Consider the following 12377-nt stretch of genomic DNA (forward strand, 5'->3'; position numbering starts at 1 on the left):
TCCTGGAGTCAGGCCGCGGCCGCTTTGGTGGCGTGGTCGGCAGTGGGATCGGCGGCGAGACCGAAGTCTTCAGGGAAATGATCGAGCGCGGACAGCACCGGATACGGCGTCATGCCGCCCATCGCGCACAGCGAGCCGGCTACCATCGTGTCGCACAGATCGCGCAGCAATTGCACCTGACGCGTCGACGTGTCGCCGTTGCGAATCCGCGCGATCACCTCGACGCCGCGCGTCGAGCCGATCCGGCACGGTGTGCATTTGCCGCACGATTCGAGCGCGCAGAAGTGCATCGCGTATTGCGCGAGCTCGGCAAGATTCGAGGTGTCGTCATGCACGACGAGACCGCCGTGGCCGATCACCGCGCCGACTGCCGCATACGCCTCGTAGTCCATCGGAATGTCCCACTGGCTTGGCGGCAGATAGGTGCCGAGCGGACCGCCGACCTGCACCGCGCGCGCCGGCCGGCCGCTCGCGGTGCCGCCGCCGAAGTCGTCGAGCAGTTCGCGCAAGGTCACGCCGAACGCGAGTTCCACGAGGCCGCCTCGCTTGATGTTGCCGGCCAGTTGGAACGGCAGCGTGCCACGCGAGCGGCCCATGCCGAAGTCTTTATAGAACGCGGCGCCGCGCGCGAAGATGATCGGCACGGTGGCGAGCGTGATCGCGTTGTTGATCACGGTGGGCTGGCCATAGAGACCCACGAGTGCGGGCACCGGCGGCTTTGCGCGGACGATGCCGCGCTTGCCTTCGAGCGATTCCAGCATCGCGGTTTCCTCGCCGCACACATACGAGCCCGCGCCTTTCGCGACGAACAGCTCGAAACGCTGCCCGCTCGAGAGCACGCTGTCGCCGAGCCAGCCGGCTGTGCGCGCACGGGCGATGGCAGCTTCGAGCGTCGCGATCGAGTGCGGGTATTCGCTGCGCACATAGATGTAGCCGACGGTCGCGCCGGTCACGACGCCGGCGATGATCATGCCTTCGATGAGCACGTACGGATCGCTTTCCATCACGAGACGATCGGAGAAGGTGCCGGAATCGCCTTCGTCGGCATTGCAGACGACGTACTTCTGCGCGGCTTTCGCGCCGCGCACCGTGCGCCACTTGATGCCGGCCGGGAAGGCCGCGCCGCCGCGGCCGCGCAGACCGGATTCGATCAGCGCTTCGCAGGCGGCATCGCCGTCGGTTTGCAGGGCGTTGCGTAGGCCTTCGAGGCCGCCGTGCGCGACGTAATCGTCGATGGACAGCGGGTCGGTGATGCCGATCCGCGCGAAGGTCAGGCGCTGCTGCTTCTTCAGATACGGAATCTCGTCGACCACGCCGACGCGCCGCGCATGCTCGCCGCCGCCGACGAAGCCCGCGTCGAACAACGCGGTGACGTCTTCCACGTCGACATTCGCATAGCCGATGCGGCCTTCGGGCGTCGCAACTTCGACGAGCGGTTCGAGCCACAGCAACCCGCGCGAACCGTTGCGGATCAGTTCGATCGCAATGCCGCGGCGCGCGGCTTCGCTGGCGATGGCTTCGGCCAGCGCATCGGCGCCGAGCGCGAGCGCCGACGAATCTCGCGGAACATAGATGCGCGTCATGCCGGCACCTCCACGCATTTGCGGGCAGCGGCGAACAGCGCGTCGAATTTTTGCGGCGACATGCGCGCGTGCAGCGTGCCGTTGAGCATCATCGCCGGCGACAGCGCGCATTGGCCGAGGCAGTACACCGATTCGAGTTCCACCGTTGCGCCGTCATGGTGACCGGCGTCGAAGCGGCATCCGGTGTGCGCCTCGATGTGCTGGGCAAGCGCCTCGGTGCCCATGCTGCGGCACGCTTCGGCGCGGCACAGCTGCACCGTGACGGGCGCGGCGGGTGAGGTGCGAAAGTGATGGTAGTAAGTGATGACGCCGTGCACTTCCGCTCGCGACAGGTTCAGCGCGCGGGCGAGCGGTCCGACCGCCGCGGGTGGCACAAAGCCGAGTTCGTCCTGGATCGCGTGCAGGATCGTGATGAGTGTGCGGCCCGGCTGCGCGTGACGTTGCACGAGCTGCTCCGGCGCCGTGGCGAGAGAATCGTCCAAAGGGGGCTCCTCCAAAGCGATATATGCACTTGTTATTCATAATACGCGCACGTATGCTTCGCTTATTCGACATGGTATAGCCGAAAGATAGGCGGGCCGACCGGCGCGCGCAATAGGAAACAGTCAAACATATATGGTCAGGATCGAATGTCAGGTCGAGCTGGTGGTGAAGGGCGCGGACGGTCGCGAGGCCAGCCTGTCTGACGTGGTGCCGCTGCTCGCGCTCGTCGATGAATCTGGCAGCATTGCGCAGGCCGCGGCGCTTAAGGGTTTGTCCTATCGGCACGCATGGGGCTTGCTGCGCAGCATCGAGGAGCGGTTTGGTGGTCCTCTGATCGCGAAAGAGCGTGGGCGCGGCTCGGTGTTGTCCGAGCTCGGTCACGCGGTGCTGCGCGGGCAGCGGCTCTGCGGCGAGCGGCTCGACGGCAATTTGCAGGCGCTTGCGAGCGAAGTGGCGAGCGATCTGAACCGCTGGCTTGCGCCCCCCGCCGATGACGTGCGCATCCACGCGTCGCACGGTTACGCGGTGGCCGCGCTTGTTACGGCGCTGGTCGCCAACGATCTGCCGGTCGAGATCAAGTACCGCGATAGCGCCGAGGCGGTCAGTGCGCTCGCGCGCGGCGAGTGCGATCTGGCGGGCTTTCATCTGCCGCTCGGCGAGTTCCGCGCGGTGTGCGCCGATACCTACCGGCGCTGGCTCGATCCGCAACGCCATGTGCTCGTGCATCTGACCCGACGCAAGCAGGGTCTGTTCATCGGCAAGGGCAATCCGAAGCGGATCGGCGGGCTCGGCGATCTGGCGCGCGACGACATCCGTTTCGTCAACCGCCAGCCGGGCTCGGGTACGCGGATGGTGCTCGATCTCGCGCTGCGACAGGTCGGTGTGGACCCGGACCGCGTCAACGGCTATGCGTCGACCGAGCTGACGCACTCGGCGATCGCGGCGTTCGTCGCGAGCGGCATGGCGGACATAGGCTTCGGCGTCGAGCCGGCCGCGCATCATTTCGGGCTCGACTTCATTCCGATCGTCGACGAGGACTATTACTTCGCGTGCGATCGCGCGCACCTCTCTCGCGCGCCGCTCGCGACGGTGATCAACCTGTTGCGCGGCAGCGCGTTTCATCAACGCGTCGAGCAGCTCGCCGGCTACGATCCGTGCGACTGCGGCAGGCTCGTCGATCTGGACGAGGGGCTCGGCGGCGCGCTCGCGTAACGGCGGAGTAAGAGCCTATAACCAGAAAAGCGGTGGCGCTCGGCGTGCGCGGCTGCGCAGCGCGCCGGTTTCGGCTACTCTCTTGGCTTCGTATCCGCCTCTACCGCGCGCCAAGCCGCGCTGAACCGACATGAAAGCTCTTCTCCATGCATGTGCCGCGGCTGCCGCGGCTGGTGTGCTCTGTGCCACCGTCTCCGTCGCTTACGCGCAAAATTCGCCTGGCGTGCCGGGTGGCATCCTGACCGACGAATTCCGCATTAACGAGCATCCGCAGATGCCATTCGCCGCGTCCGCCCCGTCGGACAAGTATCAGCACGGCCGACGTTCGCAAGCGCGCAAGCGCGGCGACATGGGAGACCCGAATGGCTGCAATCTGCAGTGCCCGAAAGACGAATAAGAATTGGCTCGGGCTTCGCTCGAGCTTCGAGGTTTGACGTAACGCCGGCCCTTGGGTCGGCGTTGTGCTTTGTGGCGGGGCGATGGCGGCCCAGTTGCCGGCCGGAGTGGCTTCTTATGGCCTGGCGATGTGCCAGATTTCCTTGAAACCGTCCCCCTTTGCATCGCCCGCCTGCTTGTCGGCCGCATAGTGATACAGCGGATGGACCTTGTACGTCCATTGTTGCTTACCGTCTGCGCTCGGGATCAGCGTCCAGTCGCCAGACGGCTTGTCGGTCGGCGCCGCCGTGGCCGCCGGCCAGTTGCTCATGCAGCCGCCGGTGCAGGCGCTGACGCCGGGCGTGGTGTCCTTGTCGAACGTGTAGAGCGTCATGGCGTCAGTGGTGAGGAAGCGGCCGTCGGACAGTTTGGGCGGATCGGCGAAGGCGCCGGCGTGTAGCACGGCGAGTGCGAGCGGGGCCAGCAGAGCGATGGTCTTGCGCATGACGCAGGCTCCTGTTTTGGCGACGTGGTTGACGAGTGACGATTCGCTTCGAGCTACGAGTATAGGCAGCGGCCGCGGATTTACCGGGGCGTGTTGTGCGTCCCCGCTGAGTGAAGGGGAGACGTGTGGCCGGCCCGCAAAGCGTCGCGGACGGTGCCGAAAATAAAAAACCCCGGCAGCGTTACGCTACCGGGGTTTTTTGGGGCCGTTCATCGCGAACGTTCCAGGTATTTGGTGGAGGCGGCGGGAATCGAACCCGCGTCCAGAAGTCCTCTACGACCAGTTCTACATGTTTAGTTCTGTCTTTTGATTTAACCGCAGCGACGCGGACGAACACGCTGCGCTACGGCGATTCACTAAATTTTCGACCCGGACGTCGTGACGCCGCCAAGGCTTAACTGACGTATATGACCTCTGTCGGTATTGCTACCGGTCTTGCGACACTAGCCCGTCAGTGAACTAGGCAGAGGACGGCGGCCCTTAGGCTGCCAGTGCGAACGTATCGTCGTTTGCAGTTACGTTTTTCCCATTGATTAACGAGGTGACGGGTCCTCGACATGCCCTAGCCGCTTCGCAACCCCTGTCGAAACCAGGTCGCCCCCGCGGTTCGTTGCTCACATATGTGAGCCAAAGGAGATTTTACAATAGATCGAGGGCCGCGTCGTGCGTCTTTGGTGCCTGCTGAATGGTGCAATATTGTTAACAAGAGTGCGGGACGGGCCCTTCAGCCGATCTGTCTGACTTTGTCAGCCGATGTCGCGCAGCAGGGTTTGCAACTCGGCCGTCGATTCGACGACGTGTTGCGCGTGCCACCGTGTCGGCGGAATGTCGTTGCCGCAATAGCCGTACGCCGCGGCGACGGTCTTCATGCCGGCGGCAAAACCGGCCTGCACGTCGCGCAGATCGTCGCCGATATAGACGACGCGCTCCGGCGCGATGTCCAGCTCACGCGCCGCGTGCAGCAACGGCGCGGGGTGCGGCTTCGAATGCGGGGTCGTGTCGCCGCTCACCACGCAGCCGGCGCGCTCCTCGAGCCCGAGTTGCGCGACGAGCGGCTCGGTGAGCCGCGCGACCTTGTTCGTGACGATGCCCCAGCGCACGCCGCGCGCGTCGAGTTCGTCGAGCACTTCCGCGATACCCGGAAAGAGCGTCGTCTCGATGCACAGATCTGCTTCGTAGTTCGCGAGAAACTCCTCGCGCATCGATGCGAATTCGTGATGATCGGGCCCGATGCCGAACGCCCCGCAGATCAGTCCGCGCGCTCCGGCTGAAGCCAGCGGGCGCAGCTTCTCGAGCGGCACCATCTCGAGCCCCCGGTCGTGGCGCATCTTGTTGACGGCGGCCGCGAGGTCGGGCGCCGTGTCGGCAAGCGTGCCGTCGAGGTCGAAAAGCACGGCGAGGCAAAAGCCGAGCGTGTCGTCGTTGTGTTCGCGTTGCGGCAGGGGAGTCGGGTCGCTCATTGTTCGTTTCGGATACGGCGGATCGGGGCGGTTCGGGCAATTCAGGCGTCGCGGCGACAGGCGAGCATATAGTTGACGCTCGTGTCGGACGACAGCGCGAAAAGCTTGCTGAGCGGGTTGTACACGATGCCCTTGATGTCCGCCGTGCGCAGCTCGGCGGCGCGCACGAAGCCGGCGAGCTCCGACGGGCGGATGAAGCGCGCGTAGTCGTGCGTGCCCATCGGCAGCATTCGCGCGATATATTCGGCGCCGATCACCGCGAACAGATACGACTTGACATTGCGGTTCAGCGTGGAGAAAAACACCCAGCCGCCCGGCTTCACGAGATTCTTGCAGGCCTCGACGATCGCGGCCGGCCTGGGCACGTGCTCGAGCATTTCCATGCAGGTGATCACGTCATAGGTGCCCGGTTCGCGTGCGGCCAGCGCCTCAGCCGCGATTTCTTCGTAATCGACGGTTACACCGCTTTCAAGACTGTGAAGATCGGCGACACCGAGTGCCTGCGTCGACAGATCGATGCCCTTCACATGAGCGCCCAAACCTGCCATCGATTCCGACAGGATGCCGCCGCCGCAGCCGATATCGAGCACCTTTTTGCCGGCGAGATGGGCGTGGGCGTCGATCCAGCCTAGACGAATCGGATTCAGTTCGTGCAGCGGCTTGAATTCGGCGTTCGGGTCCCACCAACGATGCGCGAGGTCGCTGAATTTCTGTAGTTCGTGAGGATCGGCGTTGGTCATGGTGAAGGCTGCCTCGATGAAAGCGGTGAGCGGACGCTCGAGGATAAACCCTAAGTATATAGGGCGAGAGAAAGAGCGGCAAAAGCGCGTCGGGTAGCGGGCGCTGATGCAAGCTGCGAGCCGCTGGTAGCTGAGCGGGACCCTCCTGCGTCGCGCATCACGCCAGGCCGCGGTACCCGCGCATAAAAAAAGCCCCGCCGAAGCGGGGCTTTCGATACTGCGGTAATTTTCCAGCTTACTGCTTCGGCGTACCGACAACTTCGACTTCCACGCGGCGGTCCGGTGCGAGGCAGGCGATGAGTTGCTTGCGGTTCTTCTGGTTGCAACCGGTGGTAACCGGGTTGCGCGGACCCTTGCCTTCCGTGTAGATACGGTTGGCTTCGACGCCCTTGCTGACCAGGAAGGCCTTCACAGCTTGAGCACGACGCAGCGACAGACGGTCGTTGTAGGCGACGGAACCGATACGGTCGGTGTGGCCCGTAGCGACGACGACTTCGAGGTTGATGCCCTGGATCTTCGATGCCAGTTCGCTCAGACGTTCCTTGCCGGCCGGCTTCAGGATTGCCTTGTCGAAGTCGAACAGCGCATCAGCTTGATACGTAATCTTTTCGCTGGAGATAGCCGGAGGCGGAGGGACCGGTGCCGGCGGGGTCGGAGCCTGAGCAACCAGAGCGCCGTCGCACTTGGCGTTAGCCGTTGCGGGCGTCCAGAATGCATCGCGCCAGCAAAGCTCGTTCGTGCCGTTCATCCACACGTATTCGCCAGTACCATTCACCCAGTTGTCGTTGGTAGCTTGTCGCGACGCCGGCACCGACTGCGCCATGGCGGATGCAGCCATAACTGCGGTAGCTGCAATGAACGCGAGCTTTGAAAGTTTATTCATATTTCTCCTCTCGAAATTGAGATTACCGCAGGTTTACTGCGAGCCTGTTGACGAAGACCAGTCATACATTGCTCGAAGTATAACATTGGTGCGGAACAAAAACCGTTTGTGTAGACTTCGAGCAGTGTCTGACTCTTTGTGCGTTGGCATTTTGCCATATCGTTCCCTTCCGACGAAAAAAAAATCCGCCCCCGATCAAATCCCCCTCCAATTGTGGTGCATGCGCAACAAATGTTTTCGTCTGAGCGGTCCGCCGGCTCTGGCTGAGCGGCGGATTGGTCCCACGCAGGAATCGAGCCTGACGGGACTGAAATTGTGCGATCGGCGAGGTGTTGGCGGGTGCCCCTCTAATATGTATACGTACCTTCGTCGGGCGTGGATTCGTGGCATGTTAGAATCGCGTGATGCGTTGCGCCTGCAATGCTTACGCGAAGAAGCGGCGAAACCCCGCCTTCGCACGTAAAAGATACGGATAATGGATCAATTCGCCAAAGAGACTCTGCCAATCTCCCTTGAGGAGGAAATGCGCCGTTCGTATCTCGATTACGCGATGAGCGTGATCGTAGGGCGAGCGCTTCCCGATGTCCGCGATGGCCTGAAGCCGGTGCACCGGCGCGTGCTGTTCGCGATGCACGAGCTGAACAACGACTGGAACCGCGCCTACAAGAAGTCGGCGCGTATCGTCGGCGACGTCATCGGTAAATACCATCCGCACGGCGACACCGCTGTCTACGACACGATCGTACGGATGGCGCAGGACTTCTCGCTGCGCTACATGCTCGTCGACGGCCAGGGGAACTTCGGTTCCGTCGACGGCGACAACGCCGCGGCGATGCGTTACACCGAAATCCGCATGGCGAAGATCGGCCACGAACTGCTGGCCGACATCGACAAGGAAACGGTCGACTTCGCGCCGAACTACGACGGCAGCGAGAACGAGCCGGCCATCCTGCCCGCGCGCATCCCTAATCTGCTGATCAATGGCTCGTCCGGCATCGCGGTCGGCATGGCGACCAATATCCCGCCGCACAACCTCAATGAAGTCGTCGACGCGTGTCAGCATCTGCTGAAGAACCCGGAAGCGACGATCGACGAGCTGATCGAGATCGTCCCCGCGCCCGACTTCCCGACCGCCGGCATCATCTACGGCGTGGCCGGCGTGCGCGACGGCTATCGCACCGGCCGCGGCCGCGTCGTGATGCGCGCGCTGACGCACTTCGAGGAAATCGACCGTGGCCAGCGCATGGCGATCATTGTCGACGAGCTGCCCTATCAGGTGAACAAGCGCTCGCTGCTCGAGCGCATCGCCGAGCTCGTCAACGAGAAGAAGCTCGAAGGCATTTCCGACATCCGCGACGAATCCGACAAGAGCGGCATGCGCGTCGTGATCGAGCTGAAGCGCGGCGAAGTGCCCGAGGTCGTGCTGAACAATCTGTACAAGGCGACCCAGCTTCAGGACACGTTCGGTATGAACATGGTCGCGCTCGTCGACGGCCAGCCGAAGCTCCTGAATCTGAAGGAAATGCTGACGTGCTTCCTGTCGCATCGCCGGGAAGTGCTGACGCGGCGCACCGTCTACGAACTGCGCAAGGCGCGCGAACGCGGTCACGTGCTCGAAGGTCTCGCGGTTGCGCTCGCGAACATCGACGAATTCATCGCGCTCATCAAGGCCGCGCCGACACCGCCGATCGCCAAGCAGGAGCTGATGTCGCGCGCGTGGGATTCGTCGCTCGTGCGCGAAATGCTGTCACGCGCCGAGTCGGAAAACGCGTCGGCGGGCGGTCGCGAAGCTTATCGTCCGGAGGGACTGAACCCGTCGTTCGGCATGCAGACCGACGGCCTTTACCGTCTGTCCGATACGCAGGCGCAGGAAATCCTGCAGATGCGCCTGCAGCGACTGACCGGCCTCGAGCAAGACAAGATCATCGGCGAATACCGCGACGTGATGGCGCAGATCGCTGACCTGCTGGACATTCTGGCTCGCCCGGAACGCATTTCGGCGATCATCGTCGACGAACTCGCGTCCATCAAGGCCGAATTCGGCGATGCGCGTCGCTCGAAGATCGAGTTGAACGCGACCGAGCTGAACACCGAAGACCTGATCACGCCGCAGGAAATGGTCGTGACGATGTCGCACGCGGGCTACGTGAAATCGCAACCGTTGTCCGAATATCGAGCCCAGAAGCGCGGTGGTCGTGGCAAGCAGGCCACTTCCATGAAGGAAGACGACTGGATCGACACGCTGTTCATTGCCAATACACACGACCACATCCTGTGCTTCTCGAACCGCGGCCGTGTGTACTGGGTCAAGGTCTACGAAGTGCCGCAGGGTTCGCGCAATTCGCGCGGCCGGCCGATCGTCAATATGTTCCCGCTGCAAGAAGGCGAAAAGATCACGGTCGTGCTGCCGGTCAAGGAGTTCTCGGCCGACAAGTTCGTGTTCATGGCGACCGCGTTGGGAACGGTAAAAAAGACGCCGCTGGAAGCATTTAGCCGGCCGTTGCGCAAGGGTATTATTGCGGTCGGTCTCGATGAGGGCGATTACCTGATCGGCGCCGCGATCACCGACGGCCAGCACGACGTGATGCTGTTCTCGGATTCGGGCAAGGCAGTGCGCTTCGACGAAAACGACGTGCGTCCGATGGGCCGCGAGGCGCGTGGCGTGCGCGGCATGCAACTCGAGGACGGCCAGAACGTGATCGCGTTGCTGGTGGCCGACGACGAGCAGCAGTCGGTGCTCACCGCAACCGAGAACGGCTACGGCAAGCGCACCCCAATCACCGAGTACACGCGTCACGGCCGCGGCACGAAGGGCATGATCGCAATCCAGACGTCGGAGCGTAACGGCAAGGTCGTTGCCGCGACGCTGGTGGACCCGGAAGCGCAGATCATGCTGATTACCACGACGGGCGTGCTGATTCGCACGCGCGTGTCGGAAATTCGCGAAATGGGACGCGCAACGCAAGGTGTTACACTCATCAGCCTTGACGAAGGGACCAAGCTGTCCGGTCTGCAACAGGTAGCGGAGGCCGAGGGCGAGTCGGAAAGCGATTCCGACGGCTCCGCTGAAGGTGATAACGGCGGTGAGGGCGGCGGCGCGGCTTGATCCGTGCCAGCCGGCTTTCAGTCTCAGTTAATACGTTGAAGCTACGCTGCGGGTCACCGCGTATCGGGCCGGTACGCTTTCCCGTGTGGCGTGCAGTTCAAGTTAATTTCTCTTAGGGAGTAGTGATGCAAAAACGATTCAAACAACTGATGTTGCTGGCTGCCATCGTGCCGACCTTCGCCATGGCTCAAGCGCTGCAGAACCAGGCGCCTGCGGCTCCGGCTGCCGCAGCAGCACCGGTTGATCCGGCCAAGCAAGCTGCCATCAAGGAGCTGCTCGACGCCATCGATGCGCAGAAGCTGGTTGGCGCAATCGGCAACAGCGCGCAGATGCAGGCCAAGCAGCTCGTTCCGGCAATCCTGTCGGACGCGCTGACCGAGAACAAGACGATGACGGACAAGCAGAAGCAGGCCGCCGTGCCGACGCTGCAAAAGAACGCGGTACCGAAGCTGGTGGACAGCGCGGGCCAGGTGTTCGCGACCGACTCTTTCCGTCAGGACGCGATGCAATCTCAGTACGACGCGTACGCGAAGTACTACAGCACGTCGGAAATCAAGGATCTGACCACGTTCTACAAGAGCCCGACCGGTCGCAAGTTCATCCAGGTGCAAGACCAGGTTGGTCGCGACGTCGTGAACGGTCTGATGCAGAAGTACATGCCGGAATCGATCAAGGCAACGCGTGACCAGGCCGACAAGGAAGTCGCATCGGTCAAGCCGGCTGCCAAGTAAATTCCGCGCGCAGGCTGCGCTGATCAGCCGGCCTGTCGTCGCGCCCGCAGGGCCACCCGGCGTGGCGGGTTGGCGGCGACAATGCGATAATGGTCGTTTGCGCACTGGCGCAGACGGCCATTTTCTTTTTCGGCGAGCCATTTCGCAGTTCTTTTCGCCGATTCCCGCGCGACTTCGTTATTTCGCGCCCGCTTCCAGGACCTCACATGCGCGTCTTTAATTTCTCCGCCGGCCCGGCGGCCATGCCCGAAGAAGTGCTGCGCCAGGCAGCCGACGAGATGCTGAATTGGCAAGGCAGTGGTATGAGCGTGATGGAAATGAGCCATCGCGGCAAGGAATTCATGTTGATCCACGAGGAAGCGCTGACCGATCTGCGCGAGTTGCTGCAGGTGCCGGCAAGCCACCGCATCCTGTTTCTGCAGGGCGGCGGACTCGGCGAAAACGCGATCGTGCCGATGAACCTGCTCGGCTCGAAACCGCGCGCGGATTTCGTCATCACCGGCTCGTGGTCGGAGAAATCGTTCAAGGAAGCGCAGAAATACGGCAGCGTGCATCTCGCCGCGACCGGCAAGACAGCCGAGGGCTTCACCCGCGCGCCGGCGCGCTCGGAATGGCAACTGTCGGACGATCCGGCTTACGTGCACTTGTGCACCAACGAGACCATTCACGGCGTCGAAACCTTCGAGATTCCCGACCTCGGCGATACTCCGCTCGTCGCGGACGCGTCGTCGCATATCCTGTCGCGCCCGATGGACATCGCCAAATTCGGCGTGCTATTCGGCGGTGCGCAGAAGAACATCGGCATGGCCGGCGTGACGGTCGTGATCGTGCGTGAGGACATGCTCGATCGCGCGATGCCGATCTGCCCGTCGGCGTTCGAATGGAAGACCGTCGCCGAGAACAATTCGATGTACAACACTCCGCCCACCTACGCGATCTATATCGCCGGGCTCGTGTTCAAGTGGTTGAAGAAGCAGGGCGGCCTCCTGGCGATGGAGGCACGCAACCTCGAAAAATCGAAGCTGCTGTACGACACGATCGACTCGAGCAGCTTCTATCTGAACAAGGTCGAGCGTGGCTCGCGCTCCCGGATGAACGTACCGTTCTTCCTCGCCGACGAGTCGCGCAACGAAGATTTCCTGTCCGGCGCGAAGGCGCGGGGATTGGTGCAGCTAAAGGGCCACAAGTCCGTCGGCGGCATGCGGGCGTCGATTTATAACGCCGTCCCGCTCGAAGGCGTCAAAGCGCTTGTCGAATACATGAAGGAATTCGAACAGCGCAGTGCCTGAGTCACACTGA

At 62.8% G+C, this 12377-nt stretch carries 11 protein-coding genes and 1 other RNA gene; 5 read left to right on the forward strand and 7 right to left on the reverse strand.

All coding sequences use genetic code 11. The annotated features are described in order from the left end of the window. Nucleotides 1–8: 8 nt before the first annotated feature. Both OKW35_RS31870 and OKW35_RS31875 read right to left on the reverse strand, forming a co-directional pair. Nucleotides 9–1583, reverse strand: a complete 1575-nt coding sequence (locus tag OKW35_RS31870) for a formate dehydrogenase beta subunit (RefSeq protein ID WP_429554169.1) — start codon at nt 1581–1583, stop codon at nt 9–11. Beyond that, complete coding sequence (locus OKW35_RS31875; protein WP_429554170.1) at nt 1580–2065, reverse strand: NAD(P)H-dependent oxidoreductase subunit E; 486 nt, start codon at nt 2063–2065, stop codon at nt 1580–1582. Before OKW35_RS31875 ends, OKW35_RS31870 begins: the two co-directional genes overlap by 4 nt. Nucleotides 2066–2198: 133 nt before the next feature. Between OKW35_RS31875 and OKW35_RS31880 the strand changes: the two genes are divergently transcribed. Together OKW35_RS31880 and OKW35_RS31885 are read left to right on the forward strand one after the other, a co-directional pair. Then, the gene (locus OKW35_RS31880) at nt 2199–3278 is read left to right on the forward strand and encodes a substrate-binding domain-containing protein (RefSeq protein WP_187614509.1); all 1080 of its coding nucleotides are present in this window, start codon (nt 2199–2201) and stop codon (nt 3276–3278) included. A 130-nt stretch (nt 3279–3408) separates the two neighbouring features. Next, the gene (locus OKW35_RS31885) at nt 3409–3675 is read left to right on the forward strand and encodes a hypothetical protein (protein WP_018421395.1); all 267 of its coding nucleotides are present in this window, start codon (nt 3409–3411) and stop codon (nt 3673–3675) included. Between the two features lie 114 nt (nt 3676–3789). On the opposite strand, the gene OKW35_RS31890 is transcribed toward OKW35_RS31885, so the two are convergent. The 5 genes from OKW35_RS31890 to ompA all read right to left on the reverse strand — a co-directional run bounded on the left by OKW35_RS31890 (nt 3790) and on the right by ompA (nt 7241). Further along, entirely contained in the window at nt 3790–4158 is a 369-nt protein-coding gene (locus OKW35_RS31890; RefSeq protein WP_429554171.1) for a COG4315 family predicted lipoprotein, read from the reverse strand. A 232-nt stretch (nt 4159–4390) separates the two neighbouring features. Then, nucleotides 4391–4760, reverse strand: a transfer-messenger RNA (tmRNA) gene (gene ssrA / locus OKW35_RS31895). 144 nt (nt 4761–4904) lie between these two features. Further along, nucleotides 4905–5618: a phosphoglycolate phosphatase gene (gph, locus tag OKW35_RS31900; protein ID WP_184061341.1), complete on the reverse strand. Its 714-nt coding sequence runs from the start codon at nt 5616–5618 to the stop codon at nt 4905–4907. Nucleotides 5619–5659: 41 nt separating this feature from the next. Further along, complete coding sequence (gene ubiG / locus OKW35_RS31905) at nt 5660–6358, reverse strand: bifunctional 2-polyprenyl-6-hydroxyphenol methylase/3-demethylubiquinol 3-O-methyltransferase UbiG (protein WP_429404833.1); 699 nt, start codon at nt 6356–6358, stop codon at nt 5660–5662. A gap of 235 nt (nt 6359–6593) precedes the next feature. Then, nucleotides 6594–7241, reverse strand: a complete 648-nt coding sequence (ompA, locus tag OKW35_RS31910) for an outer membrane protein OmpA (RefSeq protein ID WP_090801331.1) — start codon at nt 7239–7241, stop codon at nt 6594–6596. A 475-nt stretch (nt 7242–7716) separates the two neighbouring features. On the opposite strand from ompA, the gene gyrA reads away from it, so the two are divergent. The 3 genes from gyrA (at nt 7717) to serC (ending at nt 12367) form a co-directional block, all read left to right on the forward strand. After that, the gene (gyrA, locus tag OKW35_RS31915; RefSeq protein ID WP_429554172.1) at nt 7717–10347 is read left to right on the forward strand and encodes a DNA gyrase subunit A; all 2631 of its coding nucleotides are present in this window, start codon (nt 7717–7719) and stop codon (nt 10345–10347) included. Between the two features lie 125 nt (nt 10348–10472). Then, complete coding sequence (locus tag OKW35_RS31920; RefSeq protein ID WP_184027684.1) at nt 10473–11078, forward strand: DUF2059 domain-containing protein; 606 nt, start codon at nt 10473–10475, stop codon at nt 11076–11078. 206 nt (nt 11079–11284) lie between these two features. Further along, nucleotides 11285–12367 carry a 3-phosphoserine/phosphohydroxythreonine transaminase gene (gene serC / locus OKW35_RS31925; RefSeq protein ID WP_429554173.1) on the forward strand — a complete coding sequence of 361 codons (1083 nt, stop codon included), beginning with the start codon at nt 11285–11287 and terminating at the stop codon, nt 12365–12367. Nucleotides 12368–12377: the final 10 nt, after the last annotated feature.

It is taken from the genome of Paraburkholderia sp. MM5477-R1 (assembly GCF_050436385.1).
Taxonomy (GTDB): domain Bacteria; phylum Pseudomonadota; class Gammaproteobacteria; order Burkholderiales; family Burkholderiaceae; genus Paraburkholderia; species Paraburkholderia tuberum.

What these genes read in the sequence shown, in the direction of transcription:
- OKW35_RS31870 (WP_429554169.1), bottom strand. Translation starts at nt 1,583, where the DNA reads ATGACGCGCATCTATGTTCCGCGAGATTCGTCGGCGCTCGCGCTCGGC.
- OKW35_RS31880 (WP_187614509.1), top strand. Translation starts at nt 2,199, where the DNA reads ATGGTCAGGATCGAATGTCAGGTCGAGCTGGTGGTGAAGGGCGCGGAC.
- OKW35_RS31885 (WP_018421395.1), top strand. Translation starts at nt 3,409, where the DNA reads ATGAAAGCTCTTCTCCATGCATGTGCCGCGGCTGCCGCGGCTGGTGTG.
- OKW35_RS31890 (WP_429554171.1), bottom strand. Translation starts at nt 4,158, where the DNA reads ATGCGCAAGACCATCGCTCTGCTGGCCCCGCTCGCACTCGCCGTGCTA.
- gph (WP_184061341.1), bottom strand. Translation starts at nt 5,618, where the DNA reads ATGAGCGACCCGACTCCCCTGCCGCAACGCGAACACAACGACGACACG.
- ubiG (WP_429404833.1), bottom strand. Translation starts at nt 6,358, where the DNA reads ATGACCAACGCCGATCCTCACGAACTACAGAAATTCAGCGACCTCGCG.
- ompA (WP_090801331.1), bottom strand. Translation starts at nt 7,241, where the DNA reads ATGAATAAACTTTCAAAGCTCGCGTTCATTGCAGCTACCGCAGTTATG.
- gyrA (WP_429554172.1), top strand. Translation starts at nt 7,717, where the DNA reads ATGGATCAATTCGCCAAAGAGACTCTGCCAATCTCCCTTGAGGAGGAA.
- OKW35_RS31920 (WP_184027684.1), top strand. Translation starts at nt 10,473, where the DNA reads ATGCAAAAACGATTCAAACAACTGATGTTGCTGGCTGCCATCGTGCCG.
- serC (WP_429554173.1), top strand. Translation starts at nt 11,285, where the DNA reads ATGCGCGTCTTTAATTTCTCCGCCGGCCCGGCGGCCATGCCCGAAGAA.